General features: G+C 70.8%; 18 protein-coding genes. 12 read left to right on the top strand and 6 right to left on the bottom strand.

What is annotated here, in order from left to right; genetic code table 11:
- Window positions 1-86: 86 nt before the first annotated feature.
- From G3I71_RS40805 to G3I71_RS40815, 3 genes are all read right to left on the bottom strand, one after another.
- Window positions 87-1,634, bottom strand: a complete 1,548-nt coding sequence (locus G3I71_RS40805) for an alpha/beta hydrolase (protein ID WP_164323216.1) — start codon at window positions 1,632-1,634, stop codon at window positions 87-89.
- A gap of 116 nt (window positions 1,635-1,750) precedes the next feature.
- Window positions 1,751-3,301, bottom strand: a complete 1,551-nt coding sequence (locus tag G3I71_RS40810; protein ID WP_164323218.1) for an alpha/beta hydrolase — start codon at window positions 3,299-3,301, stop codon at window positions 1,751-1,753.
- A gap of 98 nt (window positions 3,302-3,399) precedes the next feature.
- Window positions 3,400-6,135 carry a lysylphosphatidylglycerol synthase transmembrane domain-containing protein gene (locus G3I71_RS40815; protein ID WP_164323220.1) on the bottom strand — a complete coding sequence of 912 codons (2,736 nt, stop codon included), beginning with the start codon at window positions 6,133-6,135 and terminating at the stop codon, window positions 3,400-3,402.
- 185 nt (window positions 6,136-6,320) lie between these two features.
- Between G3I71_RS40815 and G3I71_RS40820 the strand changes: the two genes are divergently transcribed.
- The 5 genes from G3I71_RS40820 to nudC all read left to right on the top strand — a co-directional run bounded on the left by G3I71_RS40820 (window position 6,321) and on the right by nudC (window position 16,515).
- On the top strand, window positions 6,321-6,686 hold the full coding sequence (locus G3I71_RS40820) for an MGMT family protein (RefSeq protein ID WP_343243226.1): 366 nt from the start codon (window positions 6,321-6,323) through the stop codon (window positions 6,684-6,686).
- A gap of 252 nt (window positions 6,687-6,938) precedes the next feature.
- Window positions 6,939-10,319: an ATP-dependent DNA helicase gene (locus tag G3I71_RS40825; RefSeq protein ID WP_164323224.1), complete on the top strand. Its 3,381-nt coding sequence runs from the start codon at window positions 6,939-6,941 to the stop codon at window positions 10,317-10,319.
- A gap of 135 nt (window positions 10,320-10,454) precedes the next feature.
- Entirely contained in the window at window positions 10,455-13,988 is a 3,534-nt protein-coding gene (locus tag G3I71_RS40830) for a UvrD-helicase domain-containing protein (protein WP_164323226.1), read from the top strand.
- Between the two features lie 9 nt (window positions 13,989-13,997).
- Window positions 13,998-15,401 carry a dipeptidase gene (locus G3I71_RS40835; RefSeq protein ID WP_164323228.1) on the top strand — a complete coding sequence of 468 codons (1,404 nt, stop codon included), beginning with the start codon at window positions 13,998-14,000 and terminating at the stop codon, window positions 15,399-15,401.
- Window positions 15,402-15,555: 154 nt separating this feature from the next.
- The gene (gene nudC / locus G3I71_RS40840) at window positions 15,556-16,515 is read left to right on the top strand and encodes an NAD(+) diphosphatase (RefSeq protein WP_164323230.1); all 960 of its coding nucleotides are present in this window, start codon (window positions 15,556-15,558) and stop codon (window positions 16,513-16,515) included.
- Between the two features lie 99 nt (window positions 16,516-16,614).
- On the opposite strand, the gene G3I71_RS40845 is transcribed toward nudC, so the two are convergent.
- On the bottom strand, window positions 16,615-16,872 hold the full coding sequence (locus tag G3I71_RS40845) for a glutaredoxin domain-containing protein (protein ID WP_164323232.1): 258 nt from the start codon (window positions 16,870-16,872) through the stop codon (window positions 16,615-16,617).
- Window positions 16,873-17,050: 178 nt separating this feature from the next.
- On the opposite strand from G3I71_RS40845, the gene G3I71_RS40850 reads away from it, so the two are divergent.
- The 5 genes from G3I71_RS40850 to G3I71_RS40870 all read left to right on the top strand — a co-directional run bounded on the left by G3I71_RS40850 (window position 17,051) and on the right by G3I71_RS40870 (window position 20,941).
- Entirely contained in the window at window positions 17,051-19,246 is a 2,196-nt protein-coding gene (locus tag G3I71_RS40850) for an ATP-dependent DNA helicase UvrD2 (protein WP_343243227.1), read from the top strand.
- A 171-nt stretch (window positions 19,247-19,417) separates the two neighbouring features.
- Window positions 19,418-19,741, top strand: coding sequence for a hypothetical protein (locus G3I71_RS40855; RefSeq protein ID WP_164323236.1), 324 nt, complete (start codon window positions 19,418-19,420; stop codon window positions 19,739-19,741).
- Window positions 19,742-19,914: 173 nt separating this feature from the next.
- A complete protein-coding gene (locus G3I71_RS40860; protein ID WP_164323238.1) occupies window positions 19,915-20,283 on the top strand; it encodes a WhiB family transcriptional regulator in 369 nt (122 codons plus the stop codon).
- Window positions 20,280-20,603 carry a hypothetical protein gene (locus G3I71_RS40865; protein WP_164323240.1) on the top strand — a complete coding sequence of 108 codons (324 nt, stop codon included), beginning with the start codon at window positions 20,280-20,282 and terminating at the stop codon, window positions 20,601-20,603. The genes G3I71_RS40860 and G3I71_RS40865 overlap by 4 nt, the downstream gene beginning before the upstream one ends.
- Window positions 20,604-20,725: 122 nt before the next feature.
- A complete protein-coding gene (locus tag G3I71_RS40870; RefSeq protein WP_164323242.1) occupies window positions 20,726-20,941 on the top strand; it encodes a hypothetical protein in 216 nt (71 codons plus the stop codon).
- A 7-nt stretch (window positions 20,942-20,948) separates the two neighbouring features.
- Here G3I71_RS40870 and G3I71_RS40875 read toward each other — a convergent pair whose 3' ends face one another.
- Window positions 20,949-22,313: an AarF/ABC1/UbiB kinase family protein gene (locus G3I71_RS40875; protein ID WP_164323244.1), complete on the bottom strand. Its 1,365-nt coding sequence runs from the start codon at window positions 22,311-22,313 to the stop codon at window positions 20,949-20,951.
- Window positions 22,306-23,517 carry a TOMM precursor leader peptide-binding protein gene (locus tag G3I71_RS40880; RefSeq protein WP_164323245.1) on the bottom strand — a complete coding sequence of 404 codons (1,212 nt, stop codon included), beginning with the start codon at window positions 23,515-23,517 and terminating at the stop codon, window positions 22,306-22,308. Before G3I71_RS40880 ends, G3I71_RS40875 begins: the two co-directional genes overlap by 8 nt.
- Before the next feature lie 327 nt (window positions 23,518-23,844).
- Between G3I71_RS40880 and G3I71_RS40885 the strand changes: the two genes are divergently transcribed.
- Window positions 23,845-24,447 (top strand): M48 family metallopeptidase, encoded by a 603-nt coding sequence (locus tag G3I71_RS40885; RefSeq protein WP_164323247.1) that lies wholly within the window; start codon window positions 23,845-23,847, stop codon window positions 24,445-24,447.
- 133 nt (window positions 24,448-24,580) lie between these two features.
- A partial coding sequence (locus tag G3I71_RS40890; protein ID WP_203732691.1) for a TerD family protein occupies window positions 24,581-25,270 on the top strand: 690 nt, incomplete at its 3' end.

Raw genomic sequence — 25,270 nt, forward strand, 5'->3', positions numbered from 1 at the left:
ACGGTCTGTCCCGTTCCTCTCGTTCCTCCTCCTGTTCGGCCGGCGGGGGTCTCGCGCACCACAGGTGCCCGGGGCCCCCGCCGCCGTCATGAACAGACCTTGCCGTCCTTCGGCACCGTCCCGTCCAGCAGATACGCGTTCACCGTGGAGTCGACACAGCCGCTCCCACTGCCGTACGCCCCGTGCCCCTCGCCCTTCCAGGTCAGCATCACGCCGACGCCCTTGCCCAGCTCGTCCGCCATCTTGCGCGTGCCCTCGTACGGTGTCGCCGGGTCCCCGGTGTTGCCGACCACGAGGACGGGCGCCGCGCCGGGCGCGCCGACCTCCGGTGTGTCGTACTGGCCGGCCACCGGCCAGTCGTGGCACCAGCCGGCCGTGTCCCAGCCCATGAACTCCCCGAAAACGGGCGAGATCTTCCGGAATTCGGGCAGCAGCTTCCTGGTCTGCGCCGCGGTCGGCCGCTGCTTGTCGTCCAAGCACGATATGACCCGTTGGGCATGTGTCGTCGTGCCGTAGTGGCCCGACGCGTCGCGGTCGTTGTAGCCGTCGGAGAGCGCCATCAGGTCCGATCCGTCGCCCTGCTCGGCCGCGTCCAGTGCGTTGGTCAGCGCCGGCCAGCTCTGCTTGCTGTACAGCGGCAGGACGACGCCGGTGACCGCCATGCCCTGGGTCAGCTTCCGCCCTGAGGACGTGGGCAGCGGCTCGGCGTCGATCCGCTTCAGCAGCGCCGCGATCTTCCGCGAACCCTGGTCCGGGTCCTGGCCCGTCGACTTCAGGTAGTCGTCGAGGGCGCGCTGGAAGCCCCGCGTCTGGTTCTTCGCGTGTCCCACCAGGTCGGCGCTCGGGTCGACGACGGCGTCGAGGATCAGCCGTCCCACGTTCTTCGGGAACAAGTGGGCGTACACACCGCCGAGTTCGGTGCCGTACGAAATGCCGAAGTAGTGCGTCTTCGCGTCGCCGAGGACCTGACGCATCAGGTCCATGTCGCGGGCGGAGTCGGTCGTCGAGACATGCGCGAGGAGCTTTCCGGCGGACTTCTCGCAGCCCTTCCCGAAGTCGGCCGCGTCCTGGAAGTACGCCTTCTCCTCGGCTGCGTCGTCCGGCGTCGGGTCCACCGACTCGGCGGCCTCGATCTCCTTGTCGCTGCGGCAGCGCACGCCCTCGCTGGCCCCGACCCCGCGCGGGTCCCAGCTCACCAGGTCGTAGCGTTTGCGGAGTGCGGAGACCGTGCCGGCGTACGAGGGCATCACGGAGATGCCCGACTGGCCCGGTCCGCCGAAGTTGAACAGGAGGGACCCGATGCGGTTGCCTCCGGTGGCATTGGCGCGGATGAGCGCCAGGCCGATGGTCTCGCCGCCCGGTTTCGCGTAGTCCAGCGGCACCTTGAGCGTCGCGCACTGCCAGTCGCTGCCCGGCGTGGGGGAGTCCGACGTGCCCTCGCAGCGGCCCCAGCCGAGCTTCTGCGAGGTCAGCGAGGCGGGCAGCTCCGGCGAGGCCCGGGACGAGGAGGCCGCCGTTGAGGGCGTGGCGGCGCCGGACCCCTTGCCGTCACCGCTGCCGGATGTGTTGTCGCCGCAGCCGGCCACCAGCAACACGGCGGCGGCAGCGGCCGTCCAGCGTACGAAACGAGACATGTGCACTTCCCCCCTGCGAGCCGTCCGCTCGGATCAGCGGATGGCGTTCCGGCCATATTAGGCGGATCACGCCGAGGCTGTATCGGCCTGTGGATAACGTTCTGACCTGCACTTTTCTAGGAGCATACGGTCCCCGTCGCCGGTACCTTCCCGTTCAGCAGATAGCCGTTCACCGCCGTGAGCACGCAACGGTTCCCGCTGTCGTACGCGCCGTGCCCCTGCCCCTTGTACGTCAGCTCGACGCCCACACCCTCACCCAGCGCACCCACCATTTTCCGCGCGCCCTCGTACGGCGTGGCAGGGTCGCCGGTGTTGCCGATGACGAGGATCGGCGCCGATCCGGTCGCGCCGACGTCGGGGTGGTCGGCGTCGCCCCGCACGGCCCAGTCGGTGCAGCTGACCATGGACCAGGCCAGGAAGTCGCCGAACAGGGGAGAGGCGGCGCGGAACTCGGGCAGCCTCGCCTCGACGTGCGCGACGGTGTAACGCGGCTTCTGGTCGGAGCAGTTGATGGCGATGTTCGCCGCGGTGATGTTGCTGTACTCGCCGTTCTGGTTGCGACCGTTCATCGAGTCGGACAGCAGCATCAGGAATTTGCCGTCACCCTCGTACGCCCGCTCAAGGCCCTCGGTGAGGTACGGCCAGAAGTCCTGTGAGTACAGCGCCTGCGCGATGCCGTTGGCCGCCGCGCTCTGGGTCAGCTCGCGCGGGAAGATGCCCGGGATCGGCTTGGCGTCGAGGTCCTTGAGGAGCTTGGCGATCCGGGTCTCGACATCCTGCGCGGTGTCGCCGACCGGGCAGTCCTCGGTCTTGGAGGCGCAGTCCTCGGCGAAGTTGCCGAGCGCGAGCTGGAAGCCCTTGGCCTGTCCGAGCGAGCCCTGTTCGGGTGTCTGGGTGGGGTCGACGACCGCGTCGAAGACGGCACGGCCCACCTTCTTGGGGAACAGATGTGCGTAGACGCCGCCGAGTTCGGTGCCGTACGAGATGCCGAAGTAGTACAGCTTTTCGTCGCCGAGGACCTGGCGCATCAGATCCATGTCCCGGGCCGCGTCGGTGGTGCGTACACGGGGGAGCACCCTTTTGGAGTTCTTCTCGCAGGCCGCGTTGAACTTCCGGGTGTTGCCCAGCAGCTCGGAGCGTTCGGCGGCGTCGTCGGGCGTCGCGTCCTGCTGGAAGTACGCGTCGAGCTGTTCGTCGTCCTCGCACCGCACACCGGCGCTGGCCCCGACCCCGCGCGGGTCGAAGCTCACCAGGTCGTAGCGCGTGCGCAGGGTCGTGTAGTCCGTGCCGAACGCGGGAAGCGTGGCGACTCCCGAGCCGCCGGGCCCGCCGAAGTTGAAGATCAGGGATCCGACGCGCTTGCTCGCGTCTCCACTGGTCTTCGCCCGGATCAGCGCGAGTCCGATCGTCTCGCCTTTCGGCTCGGCCCAGTCCAGCGGTGCCTTCATGGTGGCGCATTGCCAGGTGTCGCCGCCCGGCAGCGGGGACGGCGCCTCGCCGCCGCCCTCCGACTCGGACGGCTCGGGACAGTCCCGCCAACTCAGCTTCTGGGCCGACGGATCCTCATCCGCGGAGCCGGAATCGTCGCTGCACCCCGACATCAGGGATGACAGCAGGAGGGCGCTGGCCGTCAGAGCAGCGGCACGCGGCCGGAAGGGGCTGGGCATGCCCCCATCCTGCGGTCGTGCCCGGTGGGACGCTCGGGGCGCGAGCCGTACGAGGTACCGCGCACGCCCCGGGGAGCACCGGCACGAGGCTCCTCTCGCTAGAGGGAGCCCTTCCGTGTCAGGTGGTTGAAGAACAGCCAGCCCGGCAGTACCGGGATCCAGAGGGTCAGCAGCCGGTAGAGCAGCACGGCAGGGGCGGCGACCTCCTTGGGCAGACCGACGGCGATCAGACCGACCGTCAGGGTCGCCTCGACCGCGCCCACACCACCGGGGGTCGGTGCCGCGGAGCCCAGCGCGTTGCCGGCGAGGAAGACGACGGCGACGCTGGCGAGGCTGAGCGAGGTCGACTCGTCGCCGAATGCCCGGATGGACGCGTCCAGGCACATCACGAAACACGCGGTCAGCAGCAGCATGCCGCCGATACCGGTGATCAGTTTCTGGGGCCGTTGGAGAACGTCCAGCATGCGCGGTACGACACCGGCGAACAGCGACCTCACGCGCGTGACGACGAATTTCCGCAGGAACGGCACCGAGGTCACCACGAGCACGAGCACCGCGACGGTCAGCAGGCCCGCGATGACCGTCCGGGACGGCGACAGTGACGGAGTCTTCTCGGTGCCCGTCAGATAGCCGAACGACAGCAGCATCAGGATGTGGCAGCCGAGCCCGAACAACTGCGACGCGCCGACACTGGCCACCGCGAGCCCGGGCCGCACACCGACGCGTTGCAGGAATCGCGTGTTGAGGGCCACACCGCCCACTGCCGCGGGTGCCACGATCTTCACGAACGACCCGGCGACCTGCGCGGCCACGGTCCGCATGAACGGCACCCGCTCCGGTACGAAGCCGAGCAGACTCATCGCCGCGGCGAAGTAACTCAGCGCCGAGAACAGCACGGCCGCGATGACCCAACCCCACTCGGCTTCGTCGAACAGGGTGGCGAACTCGATGTGGGTGAGCTGGGAGAGCAGGAAGTACGCGCCGAACGCGCCCGCGATGAAACTCATCAGGGTGCGCGGTCTGACCCGTTCCAGCCGGGCCGGTTCGACCGGTGCCTGCGGTCTGATCAGCAGCACCTGGTGGCGGATCTGGGCGAGCAGATCCTCCTCGCGGGCTCCCTCAAGAGCCTCGTCGATGGCCCGCTTCTCGGCTCGCTGTTCCGCTCGCACGGCTTTTTTGTCGGACTTTTCCAGTACGACCGGCCCGGTGTCGGGCTGGGCCGCCTCCAGCCGGGCCTGCTTGGCCTGCTGGGACGCTTCCAGGACCGCATCGCGCTGACGCTGGGCGCGCTCGCGGGCGAGTCTGCGCAGCGTCGCGCGCGTGGAGCGCGACAGGGCGATGGGCTGGAGCATCGGCAGACAGTCCGCCACCGCGTCCGGGCCGAGCACTCCGACCGCGGACGTCACCGTGCGCTCGGCGCCCACGCGCAGACCCAGCGTCGACACCAACTGGGCGATGTCCATGCGCAGGAGCAGGTCCCCGGCCGCGATCTCGCCGACCCGGAGGTCGGTGAGGATCACCTTGCCGGAACGATCCACCAGAATCGCCTCGCCGACGAGCCTGCGATGGGCGATGCGCCGCGACTGCAGGGCCCTCACCTGATCCCAGGTGTTGCGCAGCAGGTCGTCGGTGATCTCCTCGTCCTCCAGCGAGTCGAGCGTGCGGCCTCCGGTGTGCTCGTATACGAGCATCACGGCATCAGGGCCGAGCTCCGAGGTCGCGATCAGCTTGGGCGCGTTGGCCCCGGCGGCGATCGCCGCGTACGCGAGGAGAGCTTCCTGCTCCAGTGCCTGGCGCAGCGACTGGAGGCTGCTGCGGGTGGCCAGGCCGCGCAGCGTGATGTTGCGCCACATGCGGTAGAAGAACCCCTGCGCCTGCTGCTCGCGGTCGACCACGGTGACGTCCAGCGGGGGGCCGTCCTCCAGGGTGACGAAGTAGCGCCGGCCGCGGTCACCGCTGTCCGCCGCCTCCGGTACCTCCTCACGGGCCGCGCTCACCGGGCGGAAACCGACGTGCCGCAGGCCCGCCATCAGGTTGCGCCCGGTGGGACGCACGTTCGGCGAGCCGACCGCGTACAGCGTCCCGTACGCCACCGACCAGCCGATCAGCACCGTCAGGATGATCGAGAACGGTGTTGTGTAGCCGGTGACCAGCATCGAGAAGGCATCGAGCAGCAGCACCACCCACAGCACGGCGCGCCAGCGCGGCCGACGGGACATGCCGACGGCCGTCATGTACGCGATGACCGGAGCGAGATAGCCGTGCACCGGGTCGGTGAGGGCGTGGATGTCGCCGGGGGAGGGCTGGGTCAGCGCCTCCTGGATGGAGCCCGGGGCGGCCTTGGCGACCCACAGGTCGGTGGCGAGGGTCACACCGTGCGCGAGGACCGCCGCGAGCACACCGTCGGCGATGCGCAGCCCGTCCCGCTTGATCAGCCGTTCGATCGCGAAGGCGACCGGCACCAGGAGGATCGCGATGCTCGAAGCCAGCCCCGCGATCTTGATCAGCAGGTCGGGTGCCTGGCCGGTGCCCTTGTTGATGTCCTGTTCGAGCCCCGAGGTGGTGCCGTGCGCGAACGCGGCGATCGCGAGCAGGACGATGATCGCGAAGACGCCGGCCAGGAGCCGCATGAGATCGGAGGGGCGGTGCACGCGCGCGGGGAGCAGCGGTTCGTCGCCCTCGACCTCCTCGGCGTGGGCCTCGTCGTCGGTGCAGTCGGCGGCCGGTCCGGCCGGTGTCCGCTCGGGCTCGTGGCCGGTGCCGTCCGCATCGGGACGCGACGAGACCTCAGAGGTGTCCTCCGTGCCTTCGGGGTGCACGCCCTGCTGCTTCATGGTCTCTTCTTGGTCTCGTATCACCGGTCACCGCCCGCACGATGGTGGCATGCCCCACTGACACACAGGGGCATCAGGGTGCAATGCGGGGGCGCACAGTCTGCCGCAAGCACTGCTCCGGGGCGAGGAATACCCACGGTCGCCGTCTCGTCACATTGTCGGTGGGGTGGGGCAGGATGGGTCGGATGAGCGACGAGAGCCGTCCGGCGGACGCCCTGCCGGAGTACGCCGAGCGGGCCCTGGAGGCCGCCGAACTGATCCCGCCCGGGCGTGTCATGACGTACGGAGATGTGGCCGAGTGGCTGGAGGAGGGCGGACCGCGCCAGGTCGGGCGCGTGATGGCCCTCTACGGAGGGGCCGTTCCGTGGTGGCGGGTGGTCCGCGCGGACGGCGTCCTGCTCCCGGGCCACGAACTGGAGGCCCTCGGCCACTACCGCGCGGAGGGCACACCTCTGAAGGAGGCGAGCAAGGCCGCCGCGGGGCATCTGCCGCGCCTCGACATGAGACGGGCGCGATGGGACGGCGGCGAGCGGGCGGAGGGTCACACCTGACAGCTTCCGCCATCGGGCGGGCATCAGGGGGACCAGTGGCCCGTACGGGGTAAACCGGGCACGTCCGTGCCATGGCGTACGTTCGAGGGGCGAGGGGCCCGGGTGACGCCCGGGGCGGGAGGGAACAAGCGGAAGCCCTGCTTCCGAACCGCCCGTCGGCGTACCGTCTGCTGCACCTACCCCCCTCACCTCCCGGCCACCGTCCTCCACGCGGTCGGCCGACCAGCACACCCACCAGGACCGGCGAACCACGTGAGCTCCTCTTCCTCCACCAGGCGCCTGTCGCACCCCCAGGGGCGACAGGGGAACCGTGGCGCTTACCGACTGGTGCGCACCCCGCCCACGCGGCAGGATCCCCCTCATCTGGACGCCGCACAGCGTGCGGTGGTTGACCACGCGCGGGGCCCACTGCTCGTCCTCGCAGGTCCGGGTACCGGAAAAACCACCACCCTCGTCGAATCCGTGGCGGCCCGGATCGCCCGGGGCGGGGACCCCGAGCGGATCCTCGTGCTGACGTTCAGCCGCAAGGCGGCCGTCGAACTGCGCGACCGCATGGCACTGCGCATCGGAGCCGCCCGCGCTCCCCGCGCGACCACCTTCCACTCCTTCTGCTACGCCCTGGTCCGCGCCCACCAGGACAGCGACCTGTTCGCGGAACCCCTGCGACTGCTCTCCGGCCCCGAACAGGACGTGGCCGTACGCGGACTGCTCGCCGGCCAGCCCGACCTGGAGCGGCTCGGCCTGGCCCATGTGCGCTGGCCGGACGAACTGCGTGCCTGCCTCACCACCCGCGGCTTCGCCGACGAGGTCCGCGCGGTCCTCGCCCGCAGCCGCGAACTGGGCCTCGGCCCGGACGCTCTGGACGCCTTCGCCCGGCGCATCGGCCGCCCCGACTGGCGGGCCGCCGCCGCCTTCCTCGCCGAGTACCTCGACGTACTCGACATGCAAGGAGTGCTCGACTACGCGGAACTCGTGCACCGGGCCGTACTCCTCGTGAGCCGCCCCGACGCCGCCGGGCAGCTCGCCGCCCGCTACGACGCCGTCTACGTGGACGAGTACCAGGACACCGACCCGGCGCAGGTACGGCTGCTGCGTGCGCTCGCCGGAGGCGGCCGGACACTCGTCGCCCTCGGTGACCCCGACCAGTCGATCTACGCGTTCCGCGGCGCGGACGTCAACGGCATCCTGGACTTCCCGGATGCCTTCCCGCGCGCGGACGGCCGCTCTGCCCCGGTCGAGGTCCTCCGGACGTCCCGCCGCTCCGCCGCCACCCTGCTGACCGCCACCCGCCTGCTCACCCAGCGCATGCCGCTGACCCGCCTCCCGGCCGAGAAGGTCCGCGCCCACCGCGGACTTGCCCCGGTCCGCGACGGAGGCCGCGTCGAGGTCTTCACGTACCCGACGTCCGGTACGGAGCTGGAGAACATCGCCGACATCCTCCGCCGCGCACATCTGGAGGACGGTGTCCCCTGGGGCGAGATGGCCGTCCTGGTGCGGGCCGGCGGCCGTACGATCCCGACGGTCCGGCGCGCTCTCACGTCCGCCGGGGTCCCCCTGGACATCGACGGCGACGACCTGCCCCTGCGCCACGAACCCGCGGTGGCACCGCTCCTGACGGCCCTCCGAGCGGTGGCGACCGCGGCGGCGTCGAGCGCGGGTGAGGAGAGGGACGCCGAAGGAGCAGAGGACGGTGAGGGTGAAGACGCCGACGTCGCCCTGCAGGGAGCCATCGCCTGGCTCGGTACCGAAACCGCCCTCACCCTCCTCACCTCCCCCCTCGCCGGCATGGACGCCGCCGATCTGCGGCGCCTCGGCCGCGCCCTGCGCGAGGAGGAGCGGACCGCGGGCAACCCCGTACCGCCGCCCTCGGACGAACTCCTGGCCCGCGCGCTGGCCGAACCGGAACGCCTGGTCGTCCACGACCCGACGTACGCGCGTGGTGCCCAGCGCCTCGGCGCGCTGCTCGGCAAGGCACGTGAGCGCCTCGCGGGCGGCGGCACGGCGGAGGAAGCCCTCTGGGACCTGTGGAACGGCACGCCCTGGCCAGGGCGGCTGGAGCGGGCCGCCCGGCGCGGCGGTGCGGCCGGACGCAACGCCGACCGCGACCTCGACGCCGTGTGCGCGCTGTTCGCGACCGCCGCGCGCGCGGAGGAGCGCACCGGCGGCCGTGGCGCCCTCAACTTCCTGGAGGAGATCGACGCCGAGGACATCGCCGCCGACACCCTCAGCCGCCGTGCCGTGCGCCCCGACGCCGTACGCCTGATGACCGCGCACCGCTCCAAGGGCCTCCAGTGGCGCCTCGTGGTCGTCGCAGGCGTCCAGGAGGGTCTGTGGCCCGACCTGCGCCGTCGCGGCTCCCTCCTGGAGGCCGACCGCATCGGCCGCGACGGCCTCGCCGAGCCGCTCACGCCGGGAGCACTGCTCGCCGAGGAACGGCGGCTGTTCTACGTGGCCGCCACGCGCGCGCGTGAACGCCTGGTCGTCACCGCGGTGAAGGCTCCCGCCGACGACGGCGACCAGCCTTCCCGCTTCGTCACGGAACTCGGCGTCGAACCCAAGGACGTGACGGGCCGCCCGCGCCGCCCCCTCTCCGTCGCCGCCCTCGTAGCCGAACTGCGCGCCACAACGGTCGACCCGCGCGTGTCCGCTCCCCTCAGAGAGGCCGCCGCCCGCCGCCTGGCCCGGCTCGCCGCGCTCACCGACGAGGAGAGCCGCCCACTCGTCCCGTCAGCCCACCCCTACCGCTGGTGGGGCATGTATGAACCGACCGAGAGCAAGGTCCCGCTGCGCGACCGCGACCAGCCCGTCGTGCTCTCCGGCAGCGCCCTCGACCAACTCGCCAACACCTGCTCCCTGCAGTGGTTCCTGGGCCGCGAGGTGAAGGCCGACGCCCCCGCGACCGCCGCCCAGGGCTTCGGCAACGTGGTGCACGTCCTCGCCGACGAGGTCGCCTCCGGACACACCCCCGCCGACCTCGCCGTCCTCATGGAACGCCTCGACTCCGTGTGGAACGCGCTCGCCTTCGACGCGCCCTGGAAGTCGACGCAGGAGAAGGAGCACGCGCGCGTGGCGCTCGAACGCTTCCTGACGTGGCACGTCGACTCCAGCCGCACAGGCCGCACCCCGGTGGCCAGCGAGCACGACTTCGACGTGACCCTCGGAGCCGGCGACTACGAAGTGCGCATCCGCGGTTCCATGGACCGCGTCGAGGCCGACGGCGAGGGCCGCGCCTACGTGGTCGACTTCAAGACCGGCAAACAGACGCCCACCGCCGCAGAGGTGGCCCGCCACCCCCAGCTCGCCGTCTACCAGCTCGCCGTCCGTGAAGGCGCCGTCGACGATGCCTTCGACGGCGTGCGCCCCGAACCGGGCGGCGCCGAACTCGTCCAGTTGCGCCAGGGCGCCGCAAAGAAGGACGGCGGCGAGACACTGCCCAAGGTCCAGGCGCAGGCCCCCCTTGAGGGAGGGACCGGGACAGGGACGGAGGGGGAGTGGGTCGGCGACCTGCTGGCCACCGCCGCCGGCAAGGTGCTCGACGAACGGTTCACCCCGACCGCCGGTCAGCACTGCGCGCACTGCTCCTTCCGGGCATCGTGCAGCGCCCGCCCGGAGGGCCGGCACGTCGTCGAGTGACACCCGTCGGCCCCGCGCGAGGGTGACGCCCGTACGGGAGTGATGTACGGCACCACCTGTGCCGACCTGCGCTTCCGCCGCCCCGGACGGCGAACCTGGCCTCCGCTGTCAGTGTCCGCGGCTAGCCTCTCTGACGTGCCAGCCAGTATCAGCGACCCCGAGCAGCTCAAAGAGCTCCTCGGTATCCCCTTCACCCCGGAGCAGACGGCCTGCATCATCGCGCCGCCCGCCCCTCAGGTGATCGTGGCCGGAGCCGGGTCGGGCAAGACGACGGTGATGGCGGCACGCGTGGTGTGGCTCGTCGGCACCGGCCAGGTCGCCCCCGAACAGGTGCTCGGCCTCACCTTCACCAACAAGGCCGCCGGTGAACTCGCCGAACGCGTCCGCAAGGCCCTCGTCAGGGCAGGCGTCACCGACCCGGACGTCATCGACCCCGACAACCCGCCCGGCGAACCGGTCATCTCGACCTATCACGCCTTCGCCGGCCGTCTCCTGAAGGACCATGGCCTGCGCATCGGCCTCGAACCCACCGCCCGTCTCCTGGCCGACGCGACCCGCTACCAGCTCGCAGCGCGCGTACTGCGCGAAGCCCCCGGTCCCTACCCCGCCCTCACGCGGTCCTTCCCGGACCTCGTCAGCGACCTTCTGACGCTCGACGCCGAACTCGCCGAACACCTCGTCCGCCCCGAGGAACTGCGCGCGTACGACGCCGAACTGCTGCGCGCCCTGGAGGGCGCCAAACTCACCAACGCGGACCTGCGCAAGCTCCCTGAGACAGCCGCGGCGCGCCGTGAACTCACCGAACTGGTGACCCGCTACCGGGCCGCCAAGCGCGAGCGCGACCTTCTCGACTTCGGCGACCAGATCGCCCTCTCCGCGACGCTCGCCGACATCCCCGAAGTGGGCCGCGTCCTGCGCGACGAGTTCCGGGTGGTTCTCCTCGACGAGTACCAGGACACCTCGGTGGCCCAACGCGTCCTCCTCGCAGGCCTGTTCGGTGGTGGCACCGGCCATCCGGTGACCGCGGTCGGTGACCCCTGCCAGGCGATCTACGGCTGGCGCGGTGCCTCCGTCGCCAACCTCGACGACTTCCCCGAGCACTTCGCCCACGCCGACGGCGGCTCGGCTGCCCGCCAGTCGCTCAGTGAGAACCGCCGCAGCGGGGGCCGCCTCCTCGATCTCGCCAACGGCCTCGCGGAGCCCCTGCGCGCCATGCACGCGGGCGTGGAGGCCCTCCGCCCCGCACCCGGCGCCGAGCGCGACGGCCAGGTGCGCTGCGCGCTGCTGGGCACTCACGCCGAGGAGATCGACTGGCTCGCCTACTCCATCGCCCACCTCGTACGCACCGGCACGGCACCCGGCGAGATCGCCGTCTTGTGCCGCACCGCCACCGACTTCGCCGAGATCCAGGGCGCACTCGTCGCCAGGGACATCCCCGTCGAGGTGGTCGGGCTCTCCGGGCTGCTGCACCTGCCCGAGGTCGCCGACCTGGTGTCCGTCTGCGAGGTACTCCAGGACCCCGGGGCCAACGCCTCCCTGGTCCGGCTGCTGAGCGGCCCGCGCTGGCGCATCGGCCCACGCGACCTCGCCCTCCTGGGCCGCCGGGCCCGCCTTCTCGTGTCCCACGCGCGCGTGGGCGACGCCGACGACCCGGACCGCCGGCTCGCCGCGGCTGTCGAGGGGGTCGATCCCGCCGAGGTGATATCGCTCGCGGACGCCCTGGACACCTTCCTGGAGACACCGCTGAGAGGCCAGGGCGACGACGACGGGCTGCCCTTCTCGCCGGACGCGCGTGTGCGCTTCGCCCGGCTCGCCACCGAACTGCGCGACCTGCGCCGCTCACTCGCCGACCCGCTGATGGACGTACTGCACCGTGTGCTCGCCGTCACCGGCCTGGAGGTGGAGCTGTCGGCGTCCCCGCATGCTCTGGCCGCCCGCCGCCGCGAGACCCTCTCCAACTTCCTGGACATCGCCGCCTCGTTCGCCGCCCACGAGAGCGAGGCGAGCCTGCTCGCCTTCCTCGGCTTCCTTCGCACGGCCGCGCAGTACGAGAAGGGCCTCGACAACGCCCTGCCCGGCGGCGAGAACACCGTCAAGGTGCTCACCGCCCACAAGTCCAAGGGCCTGGAGTGGGACGTCGTGGCTGTCCCCGGCCTGGTCACCGGTGCTTTCCCCAGCGACCGGGGCCGTGAGAAATGGACCTCGCAGGCCAAGGTCCTGCCGCACGGACTGCGCGGCGACACCGCCACACTGCCCGACATCGAGGCCTGGGACTCCCGGGGTATGAAGGCCTTCCAGGAGGCGATGAAGGACCACCAGCACACCGAGGAACTCCGCCTGGGCTACGTCACCTTCACCCGCCCCCGCTCCCTCCTGCTCGGCTCCGGCCACTGGTGGGGCCCCTCCCAGAAGAAGCCCCGCGGCCCCTCCGACTTCCTGCGGGCCCTCCACGACCACTGCACGGCCGGGCACGGCGAGATCGAGGCCTGGGCGGACGAACCGGAGGAGAACGAGGAGAACCCCGCCCTGCACGCGACGACCGCCGACCAACTGTGGCCCCTGCCCCTGGACGACGCCGCCTTCCGCCGCCGCCGGGCCGCCGCCGAGACGGTCCTCGCCCACCTGGAGACCCTCGCCTCCCACGAGGACAGTCACCCCGCAACGGCACACGACGCCGACGCGTACGACGACCCGGACTGGCCTCCGCCGCCGGACGACGAGCCTCCCTACGCGGACGACGAACTCCTTGACGACGACCCCATCGAGGAAGACGCCGCTTCCCCCGCCGAGGACGAAGGCGACTGGGACGCCTGGACCACGGACCGTCCCGAACCGACCGCTCAGACCCCACCCCACGCGCGCGTGCCCCACACCGGACCCGACCAAGACCGCCCGCACACGGTGCCCCACGCCCGCAGCCACCCCGCCGAAGCGGATCTCACACCCGAGGAGGCCCGCGCCGTAGCCTCCTGGGACCGAGACCTCGACGCGCTCGCCGGGGAACTGCTGCGCGCGCGGGCGAGCGTCACCGATGTCCCCCTGCCCCCGACACTGACCGCGTCCCAGCTGATGCTCCTGGCCGCCGACCCGGACGCCCTCGCGCAGGAACTGGCCCGCCCCATGCCGCGCCCACCGCAGCCCGCCGCCCGCCGGGGCACCCGCTTCCACGCCTGGGTAGAGGCCCGCTTCGAGGAACTGCGGCTCCCCATGCTGGAACCCGAGGAACTGCCCGGCAGCGACGCGGAGATCGCCGACGAACGCGACCTACAGGCCCTCAAGGACGCCTTCGAGCACACCGTGTACGCCCACCGCACGCCCTACCGGGTCGAGGCCCCCTTCCAGCTCGACATCGCCGGACGCGTCGTACGGGGCCGGATCGACGCCGTCTACAAGGAAGGCGACGGCGCGGAGGCGACGTACGAGATCATCGACTGGAAGACCCACCGCGCCCACACCGCCGACCCCCTCCAGCTCGCCGTCTACCGGTTGGCCTGGGCCGAGCAGCAGGGCGTTCCCCTGGAGGCCGTCGGAGCCGCCTTCCTGTACGTGCGCAGCGGCGAGATCGTCCGGCCGGACGATCTCCCGGACCGGGCCGCACTGGAGCGGCTGCTCCTGGACGAGCCCGCCGCGTTCGAAGTACCGGACGAGGACGTCAGTGCGGGCCGATAAGCTCATGACATGAGCCAGGCCCCGGACAGCGCCGTCCGTACGTACATCGAGCAGCACCGCGTCGCCTTCCTCGACGACCTCGCCGAGTGGCTGCGCATCCCGTCCGTGTCGGCCCAGCCCGACCACGCCGCCGATGTACGCCGCAGCGCCGACTGGCTCGCCGCCAAACTCAGGGAAACCGGCTTCCCCACCGTCGAGGTCTGGGCGACACCGGGCGCCCCGGCGGTCTTCGCCGAGTGGCCCGCCGACGACCCCGCCGCCCCCACGGTCCTCGTCTACGGCCACCACGACGTGCAGCCCGCGGCTGTCGAGGACGGCTGGGACAGCGACCCGTTCGAACCGGTCGTCCGGGGAAACCGCCTCCACGCGCGGGGGGCCGCCGATGACAAGGGCCAGGTGTTCTTCCACACACTCGGCGTCCGCGCCCACCTCGCCGCCACGGGCCGCACCGCACCCGCCGTCCATCTGAAGATGCTCGTCGAGGGCGAGGAGGAGTCGGGCTCCGTCCACTTCCGTTCCCTCGTCGAGGAGCACGTAGACCGACTCGCCGCCGACGCCGTGATCGTCTCCGACACGGGCATGTGGGCCGAGGACACCCCCACGGTGTGCACCGGCATGCGCGGCCTCGCCGAGTGCGAGATCCAGCTCCGGGGGCCCGACCAGGACATCCACTCCGGATCTTTCGGCGGTGCCGTGCCCAACCCGGCGACCGCCGTCGCCCGCCTCGTCGCCGCACTGCACGACGAGCACGCGCGCGTGACGATCCCCGGTTTCTACGACGGAGTCACCGAACCCACCGACCGCGAGCGCGAGCTTTTCGCCGAACTCCCCTTCGACGAGGAGCAGTGGCTGCGCACCGCCAAGTCGTACGCCACCCACGGCGAAGCCGGACACACCACCCTGGAGCGCGTATGGACGCGTCCCACCGCCGAGGTCAACGGCATCGGCGGCGGCTACCAAGGGCCCGGCAGCAAGACGATCGTCCCGGCCTCCGCCATGGTGAAACTCTCCTTCAGGCTGGTCGCCGGCCAGGACCCCGACCACATCGAGAAGATCGTCCGCGACTGGACCGCGACCCGCGTTCCCGCCGGGATCCGGTACGAGATCACCTTCGCGGCGGCCACGCGCCCGTGTCTGACCCCGCTGGACCACCCCGCTCTGCAGTCCGTCGTACGCGCCATGAGCCGTGCCTTCGACAAGCCGGTCCGCTACACGCGCGAAGGCGGCAGCGGCCCGGCCGCCGACCTCCAGGACGTCCTCGGTGCCCCCGTGCTCTTCCTGGGCGTCTCCGTCCCGTCCGACGGCTGGCACGCCCCCAACGAGAAGGTGGAGATCGACCTGCTCCTCAAGGGCGTCGAGACCACCGCCTACCTGTGGGGCGACCTGGCAGGTAACTGGCGCCATGAGTCCTGACGACCCTGTGCGGTCCGGACCGCCAGCCGCCCCGGGGCACACTGGACGCACCGCCCCGCACCTGCGCGAACCCGCCCGAAAACCGCCGCCCCCCATGCGTCCCCACCCGCATCCCGCTGAACCGACCGCCGAAATATCCGTTCCACCGGGGGAGTTGGAAGCACCTGTGACCACCTGGACCGACCACACCGCCGACCGTCCCATCTCGCTCACCGCCCCCAGTGGCATCGACCGGGCAGCGCACCACCGGCTCGACGAGGCCTGGCTCGCCGCGGCGTGGAGTCACCCCACAACCCGCTGCTTCGTGGTCTCCGGCGGCCAGGTCCTCATCGACGAGACGTCCGAGGGGCGTACCGAGCTCGTCATGACCCCCTCCTTCGAAGCCCCTCTCACCGAAGCACACCGCTACTTCCTCGGCAGCGACGACGACGGCACCAGCTATTTCGCCCTCCAGAAGGACGCCCTGCCCGGCCGCATGGACCAGTCCGCGCGCCCCGCGGGCCTGCGCGAGGCCGGCCTGCTCCTCTCGCCCCGCGACGCGGGTCTGATGGTGCACGCCGTCGCACTGGAGAACTGGCAGCGACTGCACCGCTTCTGCTCCCGCTGCGGCGAGCGCACCGTCATCGCCGGTGCCGGCCACATCCGCCGCTGCCAGGCCTGCGGCGCCGAGCACTACCCGCGCACCGACCCGGCCGTGATCATGGCCGTCACCGACGAGGAGGACCGCATCCTCCTCGGTCGCCAGGTCCACTGGCCCGAGGGCCGCTTCTCGACGCTCGCCGGCTTCGTCGAGCCCGGTGAGTCCATCGAACAGTCGGTGCGCCGTGAGGTGTTCGAGGAGGCCGGCATCCTCGTCGGCCACGTCGAGTACGTCGCCAGCCAGCCCTGGCCGTTCCCGTCCAGTCTCATGCTGGGCTTCATGGCCCGCGCCGTCTCCACCGACATCGAGGTCGACGGCGACGAGATCCACGAGGCCCGCTGGTTCTCCCGCGAGGAACTGCGCGCGGGCTTCGAATCCGGCGAGGTCCTGCCGCCGTACGGCATCTCGATCGCGGCCCGCCTGATCGAACTCTGGTACGGCAAGCCGCTGCCGAAGCCGAACAGCGCGCTCTGACGCCCGAGGCCGGCCCCCGAGCCGGCCTCGCCGACATGCCGGGCACGCGAAGACCCCCGCGCGGCCGTCGGGCCGGTCGGGGGTCAGGGACACACGGGGTCAGACGCCGAGGGCCCGCTTCACCTGCGCGAGGCTCGGGTTCGTCATCACGACCTCCGGGCCGTCGTTGGAGGGAACCACCAGCACCGTCGGAACCGTCTGGTTGCCGCCGTTCGCCTTTTCCACGAACGCTGCGGAGTCCGGGTCGTGCTCGATGTTGATCTCGTTGTACGCGATGCCCTCGCGGTCCATCTGGCTCTTCAGCCGACGGCAGTATCCGCACCACGTGGTGCTGTACATCGTCACAGTGCCCGGCATGTCTCTCGCGCTCCTCAGCAGTTCGGGGGACGGGTGCTCGTTGTGGTGGAACGTACGAGGCCCGGCCGCCATTCCCGCAGGGTGTCCGAGGGGGATGCCTGCCGCATTAGTACGACCGCAAAGGGCTGCCTGTGGACAACCGGCTCACCTGTCTCCGGCGACCTGGCAGCATGGCCGTGTGACAGCAGCAACGCACTCCACCCTCTTCCCGCAGGTTCCGGACTCGGCCGACGCGGTGCTCGACGGACTCGATCCCGAGCAGCGCGAGGTGGCCACCGCCCTGCACGGGCCGGTGTGCGTGCTGGCAGGTGCCGGCACGGGAAAGACCCGGGCGATCACCCACCGCATCGCCTACGGCGTACGCGCCGGAGTGCTCCAGCCCTCCAGCGTGCTGGCCGTCACCTTCACCAACCGTGCCGCCGGTGAGATGCGCGGGCGACTGCGCCAGCTCGGCGCCGGCGGAGTCCAGGCGCGCACCTTCCACTCGGCCGCGCTGCGCCAGCTCCAGTACTTCTGGCCGAAGGCCGTCGGCGGCTCCATGCCCCGCCTCGTCGACCGCAAGATCCAGCTTGTCGCCGATGCCGCCGCCGCCTGCCGCATCCGCCTCGACCGGGGCGAACTGCGGGACGTCACCGCCGAGATCGAATGGTCCAAGGTCACCCAGACCGTCCCCGCCGACTACGTCCCCGCCGTCGCCAAGTCCGGCCGCGTCGCGCCCCGCGACCCGGCCGAGATCGCCCAGCTCTACGCAACCTACGAGGACCTGAAGCGGGACCGCTCCGTCATCGACTTCGAGGACGTCCTGCTGCTCACCGTCGCCGTCCTCCAGGACCGGCACGACATCGCCGAGCAGGTCCGCTCCCAGTACCAGCATTTCGTGGTCGACGAGTATCAGGACGTCAGCCCGCTCCAACAGCGGCTGCTGGATCTGTGGCTCGGGGAAAGGGACAGCCTCTGTGTGGTCGGCGACGCCAGCCAGACGATCTATTCGTTCACAGGAGCAACTCCTGACCATCTTCTCGACTTCCGCACCCGCCACCCCGGTGCCACCGTCGTCAAGCTGGTCCGCGACTACCGCTCCACCCCCCAGGTCGTCCACCTCGCCAACGGTCTGCTCGCCCAGGCCCGGGGCCGCGCCGCGGAACACCGTCTGGAACTCATCTCCCAACGCGAACCCGGACCCGAACCCGTCTACACCGAGTACGCCGACGAACCCGCCGAGGCCGAGGGTGCCGCCCGCCGCATCCGGGACCTCGTCGCCGCCGGCGTGCCGGCCAGCGAAATCGCCATCCTGACCCGGACGAACGCCCAGTCCGAGACGTACGAGCAGGCACTCGCCGATGCCGGAGTCCCCTACCAGTTGCGTGGCGCCGAACGGTTCTTCGACCGGCCCGAGGTGCGCAAGGCCATCAGCGCGCTGCGCGCCGCCGCCCGCTTCGGAGCCAACGACTCCCTCCTGGACGACGTCGTCGACCTGCCCTCCCAGGTGCGTGCCGTGCTGTCGGGGGAAGGCTGGACCAGTCGGCCGCCCGCCGGCTCCGGGGCCGTCAGAGAGCGCTGGGAGTCGCTGGCCGCACTGGTGAACCTCGCGCAGGACTTCACTGCTGCGAAAGCGAATGCCACGCTCGCCGACCTCGTCGCCGAACTCGACGAGCGCGCGAACGCTCAGCACGCCCCGACCGTGCAGGGTGTCACCCTCGCCTCCCTCCACTCGGCCAAGGGCCTGGAATGGGACGTCGTCTTCCTGGTCGGCGTCGCCGAGGGCATGATGCCGATCAGCTACGCGAAGACCGATGAACAGATCGAGGAGGAACGCCGCCTCCTGTACGTCGGAGTGACCCGCGCGCGAGAACGCCTTCATGTCTCCTGGGCACTCTCCCGCGCGCCCGGGGGTCGGCCCAACCGCCGCCCCAGCCGCTTCCTCGACGGCCTGCGCCCCGGCTCCGTCACCACCGCCGTCCGGACGGGCACGGCCGGCTCCGGTGGCATCGAGCGCGGCTACGGAGGCAGCCCCGGCGTCGCCCCGCGCCGGACCCAGAGAACCCCTGCCCGCTGCCGGGTCTGTGGGCGCACCCTGACCGACGCGGGCGAGATGAAGCTGATGCGCTGCGACGAGTGCCCCTCCGACATGGACGAGGGCCTCTACGAGCGGCTGCGCGAGTGGCGGGCGGTCCAGGCGGCGCGCAGTGGGCAGCCGGCCTTCTGCGTCTTCACCGACAGGACCCTGATGGCGATCGCGGAGACCATCCCGGACGAAGCAGGGGAGCTGGCCCGTATCCCCGGCGTCGGAGTGCGCAAGCTCAACCGGTACGGATCCGATGTTCTGGCCATCTGCGCAGGTCAGGAAGTAGAGGGCGAGGTCGGCAGTGACTGATTCAAACTCGTCGGAAAAATAGTTTGCGCATGCCCCGGGAATCCCCATAGGTTCTTAGCAACGGGAACAGAGTCTTCTCAGAAGGCCTGGCCCTGTGCTCTACTTCATAGTCGTATATCCGTTGGACTGGTTCGTCCCAGTCCCCCAAGACGCCGAGAGGAGGCGAGTCCAGTGATCAGCATCAACACCAGCTCTGTCAGCACGGTCAAAATGACCGATCTCTCGACCGTCTCCCTGTGCATGCTCGGCGTCTCGGACCTGGGCACCGGTCTGTCCGGCATTCCTGCCGTCCGGCTGGCGTCCTCCCTGCCTCTCGCGGGTCTCCCTGTCCGTGAGCGCAATGAGCGACCGAGCAAGGCACTGGAAGCAGGAGCAGTAGAGGCAACGGCCCCGGCCTATGCCTTTGCGGCCGGTGCCGGATCCCTCAAGCAGACGACGCAGCACCACACGATGTGGGCCTTCCGTGGGCCAGAACCCTGGAGTGATCCAGCCTGATTGATCAGGCCGGCGCCTTCAGGGCCGCGGAACCCCACCCGGGATCCGCGGCCCTTCTGTTTTCCCCGAACGGGGACGACGGAGTGAAGGGGCCTCGGGACAAGAGAAAACCCGCCGGTACCAGCCGCACCCGGCCCAACAGGGCCGGAACGACCAGACGAGGAAAACAAACCGTGCAACTCGAAGCGCACGCCCCGTCAGTACCGCCTTCCGAAACGATCCCCCCGCCCGGCCTCACGGAGGACCGCACCTTGATCCCGCTCACTGCGCTCACCGCGCTCGACGACGCCATCGAGAACCTCGGCGTACCCGTCCCCTGCCGCTCCTACGACCCGGAGGTCTTCTTCGCCGAGTCGCCGGCCGACGTCGAGTACGCCAAGTCCCTCTGCCGCACCTGCCCGCTGATGGAGGCCTGCCTCGCCGGCGCCAAGGAGCGGCGTGAGCCCTGGGGCGTCTGGGGCGGCGAACTGTTCGTCCAGGGTGTCGTTGTGGCCCGCAAGCGGCCCCGTGGCCGTCCGCGCAAGAACCCGGTCACAGCATGAACATCACAGGAACGATCGATCGCCCCTTCACGCACGACCCCAAGAAGCAGGTCCCGATGACGCCGACCACCAGCGAGCCCGTCGGCTCCGCGACCCCGGACTTCACCACCACCGGTGCGAACGACTCGCGCCAGAACAGGACCCGAGAGATGCAACTCATCCCAGAAGCCTTGGCTCGTGCGCATATGCACGACCGCCTTCAGGAGGCCGAGCGGGAACGCCTCGCGCACCGCGTGGTGACCGCCCGTCGGCTCCAGCGCCGAGCCGAGCGCGCCTCGCTGCGTGCCCGCCGGGCGCTTGCCATGGCGGTCATGCAGTAACGACCACGGCAGCTGCGCAGTAACAGCAGCCGCTTCCCGCGGGGGTCGGTCCGTCAGAACGGACCGGCCCCCGCGGTGCGTTGTGCCCTCCTGGCCGCAGGTCACGGCGATATCGTCGCAGGGTGACGAGTTTTCCCGATAGCAGTGGTGGCGAGGATGCCGGTTCCTCGACGGACCCCCGACCCGTCGTGTGCGCCCGCTGCGGTACGCGGGCCGAGGGCCCGCCGCTGACCTGGACCTGCTCGGTGGAGAACGGAACGCGTCACTACCTCTGTGACACGTGTGCCCGGGAGAACCTCAGGGCGATCGAGGGGCGGCTGGACCCGGCCTGGTGGTGAAGCCGGCTCACGCCTCGGCAGCCGCGGACTCCTCCTCGGCCTCCGGCAGGAATCCCGGCAGCCACTCCTCCAGTTCCGCGCGCATGCGGACCGTCGCTCCCAGTTGGCACAGGACACCGATGGTGCTCAGGGTCACCCGGTGTATCAGCAGGTACGACGGAGGCAGGTTGAGGCGCTTGCCCAGTTGGTGCGCGGGGGAGCGCGGGTCGGCTATGCGGGCCGCCTGGCTGCGCATCCAGCCTCGGCTGAAGGTGAACTCGTCCGCCTGGGCCGGTTCGATGATCGGCAGGAGATAGTCGAGTACAGCGTCGGGATCCAGGTCGATCGAGTCCTTGACGAAGCCTTCCGCGCGGAGAGCCTCGTAGATCGCCTCGGCCCGGCCGTCCAGGGTCAGGCGCAGTGAGTGGCCGATCATCGGGGGCAGACCGCCCGGGAGGCGGTCGACCGTACCGAAGTCGAGTACGCCCAGGCGCCAGTCGTCCTTGCCGCCCGGGCCGCCGGGCAGCAGGCGGAAGTTGCCGGGGTGGGGGTCGGCGTGCAGGAGGCCGGTGCGGGCGGGCCCCGAGAAGAGGAACCGGGCCAGCAACTGGCCCGCGCGGTCGCGCTGCTCCTGCGTACCGTCGGTGATCACCTCCGACAGCGGTATGCCGTCGATCCACTCCGTCACCAGGACCTGCTCGCGCTGGTGGACGACGGCCGGTACCACGACGTCCGGATCGTCCGTGAACTCCTCCGCGTGGGCCTGCTGGGCCTGGGCCTCCAAGCCGTAGTCGAGCTCCTCGGAGACACGGTCCCGGAGCTCGGCGATGAGCGGTTTGATGTCCATCCCGGGGATGAGGGGCCCCAACAGGCGGGCGAAGCGGCTCAGCTGGGTCAGGTCGGAGAGCAGCGCATCGCCGGCGCCCGGATACTGCACCTTGACCGCGACCTCGCGCCCGTCGTGCCACAGCCCCCGGTGCACCTGGCCGATCGAGGCCGCGGCGGACGGCTTGTCCTGGAACTCCAGGAACAGGTTCTGCCAGTCCGCGCCCAGCCGTGCCTCCAGTACCGAGTGCACCGTGCGCGTCGGCATCGGCGGAGCCGCTTCCTGGAGCTTCGTCAGCGCCGCGCGGTAGGGGCCCGCGACCTCCTCGGGCAGGGCCGACTCGAAGACGGACAGGGCCTGCCCGAACTTCATCGCGCCGCCCTTGAGCTCGCCGAGCACCTTGAACAGCTGTTCCGCCGTGCGCTGCTGCAGTTCGCGGCCGACGATGTCCGCCGACTCGCCGACGATCCGTTTGCCGAGTCCCCAGGTCGCCCGCCCGGCGATGCCGAGCGGGAGCGCGGCGAGCTTGGCGGTACGGGTGACCGCCTTCCGGGGAAGATCAGACATGAGCCCTCCAAGTTCCGGGCAGCCGCGCCGCGTGTGCCTTACGGCGTAACTCCGTCGACGGCCGTTGCTCCGCCATTGTCTCGTGCGACTCCCCGTCCTCCGAGGTGTGTTCCTCCTTCTTACTCTTCTCCTCGGCACCGCAGGGGCATTCGGGGTGGGCCCAGACCGGTCGGGCGTGCCAGTCGAGGCCGGGTACGGAGACCTCCCAACGGGCACCCGCGCTGGACGGCGTCCTACCGTCCAGGAAGGCGAGCGCGTGGCTCGCGGTCAGGCCTGCGACCGTCGTCGACAGGGCCAGGTCACAGGCCCTGACCTGGCGCGGACGTGCGGAACGCCACTGCGCCACCAGACGCGGCCAGACGGGGTCCCGGTCGACGCGCCACCGGTCCAGACAGCCGGCGCAGGCCGTCTCGCCCGGCAGGACGAGCGGGCCCACGATGCCGGTTCCTTCCACGACGCCCGCGTACAGATGAGGTGTGCCCGAGGTCACGAGCGGTTCTGCGGCTGCCGGGTCGGGGGCATGCACGGCGAGGTCGTCGCGCGGGGCGATGATCACCAGGGAGAGACCGGGGTCGTGCTCGCCGGGCGGCGACTGAGCGGCCGTACGCCGTGGTGGGCGGTCCGGGGCCGCCCGGCGGGCAGCGCGCCGCGCGGACTCGTCCCGGCGTTCGCCGACGGAATCGGCGGGCAGGCCACCTGGTGCGACGTCCCATGGCTCGACCACGCCGCCGTCGCGCACATCGACGTGACCCACGCCTGCGCCCGCCAGCAGCGAGGCCACCACCGCGCCCACCCTGCCCGCGCCTCGGACCTGCACGCGCAGCGACCGGCGAGCGGCCAGACGTGCCATCGCCTCGCCCGGTTCCCGTGCGACCAGGGAGAGGGAGGCCAGATCGGGACCCAGCCGCTCCAGAACCTTCTTCTTGCCGCGCAGCGTCTCGACGGCAGGGCCGCCTCCTGTCGCATCGTCGAGGAGACCGGCCTCGCTCAGCCGCTCCACCAGACCGTCGACATGGGCGGCCGGCAGGTCCATGCGGTGCCCTTCGTCGTGGAGGCGCGGCAGTCCGCGAGTGCCGTCGAGCAGGCTGAGGAAGCTGCCCGTCGCCGTGTCCATCGGGCCGAGCGTCATCGCATGGGCGGGTGTCATCCCGAACTGCACCGTGTTCAGGTCCCGCCAGCCGGTGCGCAGCGCGCCCTTCATCATCGGGTGAGTGACACGCGGGAGGGTCTCACCCGAGTGGCTTGTGGCCGTCGGCGTGACCTCCGTGTCCGAAGCACGCGCAGGTGTGGTGGTTGATCGCATGGCAGGCCCCCGTAGCCAGAGAAAATCCCTGTTGAAAGTCCTTGTTTGTCGGTGGATGTCAGTGCTCGTCCGCCGGCGAATGTCAGCATGACCGGTTTGCTCATCGGGCGTCGAAAGTTGTCCACAGGCGGTGGGTATTAGTCGTACAAATCAAACGCATGGTGGGGATCGCCGCCGAACCGCGCCGGAGTCAAGACTTCCTCCATGCACAGCGGGTAACGTCGTGCCGTGCCCGCCGACCCACTGCACCGCGCCGGAAACCCACAGCGCAGTACGACGAGCCAGCCGCCGAGCGGCTCGGGGGCGAGCGCGATCGAGGTTCGCAGGAGCGACCGGCGACGCCGGACGGTCTCCGCGTACCGCGAGGGCGATCGCACCGTTGTGCTCATCCCCGCCCGGATGTCCGAGGCCGAGGAACAGCGCTGGGTGACTGTCATGCTCGACAAACTGGCCGCCCAGGAGAGCAAGAACAAACGGGTGCCCGGTGACAGCGAGCTGGCCGAGCGCGCCGAGCAGCTGTCGGCCCAGTACTTCGACGGCCGCGCCCGGCCCACCTCGGTGCGCTGGGTCACCAACCAGAACACGCGCTGGGGCTCGTGCACCCCGGCCGAGGGCAGCATCCGTCTGTCGCACCGGCTGCAGGGCATGCCCGAGTACGTCGTCGACTACGTCCTCCTCCATGAGCTGGCGCATCTGCTGGTGCCGGGGCACGGGCCCCGTTTCTGGCGGCTCCTGGACGCGTATCCACGGACCGAGCGGGCCCGCGGCTACCTCGAGGGAGTGGTCGCCGCCGACCGGCTGCCGCATCCGCCCTCCGCGCGCGGGGACTGATCTCCGGGCCGCGAGCACGCGGTGGTGACAGGGTGTTGTGTACCGGGTTTGTACCGGCTCGGGTCACGTCCGGAATTTGCCGTTAGCCTGACCCGACGCATTCGGCATTCGGGATGGGGGACGGTCGGTACGCATGGCCAGGGAATTCCAACGCGGCCACAAGGCCAAGATCAGTGATCTCACAGCGGGCACGGATCTGTACGTAGGCGTACAGATCTCCGGACCGGGGCTGACCTTCGACATCAGCTGCTTCGGCCTCGACGCCGACGAGCAGCTCTCGGACGACCGGTACTTCATCTTCTTCAACCAGCCGAAGTCCCCCGAGGAGTCCATCCAGCTCCTGGGTACTCAGGCGGGCGACACGGAGTCCTTTCGCGTCACGCTCGACCGGATCCCGCCGCAGATCCAGAAACTGTCGTTCACTGCCACGCTCGACGGCGCCGGGCAGATGTCGCAGATCGCCCCCGGATACGTCCGTATCGTCGCCGGCGGCGAAGAAGTGGCCCGCTACTCCTTCAACGGCTCGGAGTTCACCACCGAGCGGGCCGTGATGCTGGGCGACTTCTACCTGAAGGACGTGTGGCGGTTCGCCGCGGTCGGACAGGGTTTCGACGGCGGCCTCGACGCGCTGCTGAAGAACTTCGGCGGGGAGGTCGCCGAGGAGGAGGCACCCGCTCCGCAGCAGCCCCAGACCGGTGCCACTCCCGGGTTCGCGCCGCCCGCGTTCGGCGCTCCGGCGCCGGCCCCCGCCGCTCCGCAGCCCGCCGCGCAGGGTTTCGCGCCACCTCCGGGAGCCACCGCGCCGTCGTCTCCGGCGCCCGCG

The organism is Streptomyces sp. SID12501, from assembly GCF_010550245.1.
Taxonomy (GTDB): domain Bacteria; phylum Actinomycetota; class Actinomycetes; order Streptomycetales; family Streptomycetaceae; genus Streptomyces.

Excerpts from the sequence above, each read along its gene's own strand:
- G3I71_RS40820 (WP_343243226.1), top strand. The coding sequence starts at position 6,321 with ATGAGCGACGAGAGCCGTCCGGCGGACGCCCTGCCGGAGTACGCCGAG.
- G3I71_RS40845 (WP_164323232.1), bottom strand. The coding sequence starts at position 16,872 with ATGCCGGGCACTGTGACGATGTACAGCACCACGTGGTGCGGATACTGC.
- G3I71_RS40805 (WP_164323216.1), bottom strand. The coding sequence starts at position 1,634 with ATGTCTCGTTTCGTACGCTGGACGGCCGCTGCCGCCGCCGTGTTGCTG.
- G3I71_RS40815 (WP_164323220.1), bottom strand. The coding sequence starts at position 6,135 with ATGAAGCAGCAGGGCGTGCACCCCGAAGGCACGGAGGACACCTCTGAG.
- G3I71_RS40880 (WP_164323245.1), bottom strand. The coding sequence starts at position 23,517 with ATGATGAAGGGCGCGCTGCGCACCGGCTGGCGGGACCTGAACACGGTG.
- G3I71_RS40810 (WP_164323218.1), bottom strand. The coding sequence starts at position 3,301 with ATGCCCAGCCCCTTCCGGCCGCGTGCCGCTGCTCTGACGGCCAGCGCC.
- G3I71_RS40875 (WP_164323244.1), bottom strand. The coding sequence starts at position 22,313 with ATGTCTGATCTTCCCCGGAAGGCGGTCACCCGTACCGCCAAGCTCGCC.
- G3I71_RS40835 (WP_164323228.1), top strand. The coding sequence starts at position 13,998 with ATGAGCCAGGCCCCGGACAGCGCCGTCCGTACGTACATCGAGCAGCAC.
- G3I71_RS40865 (WP_164323240.1), top strand. The coding sequence starts at position 20,280 with ATGAACATCACAGGAACGATCGATCGCCCCTTCACGCACGACCCCAAG.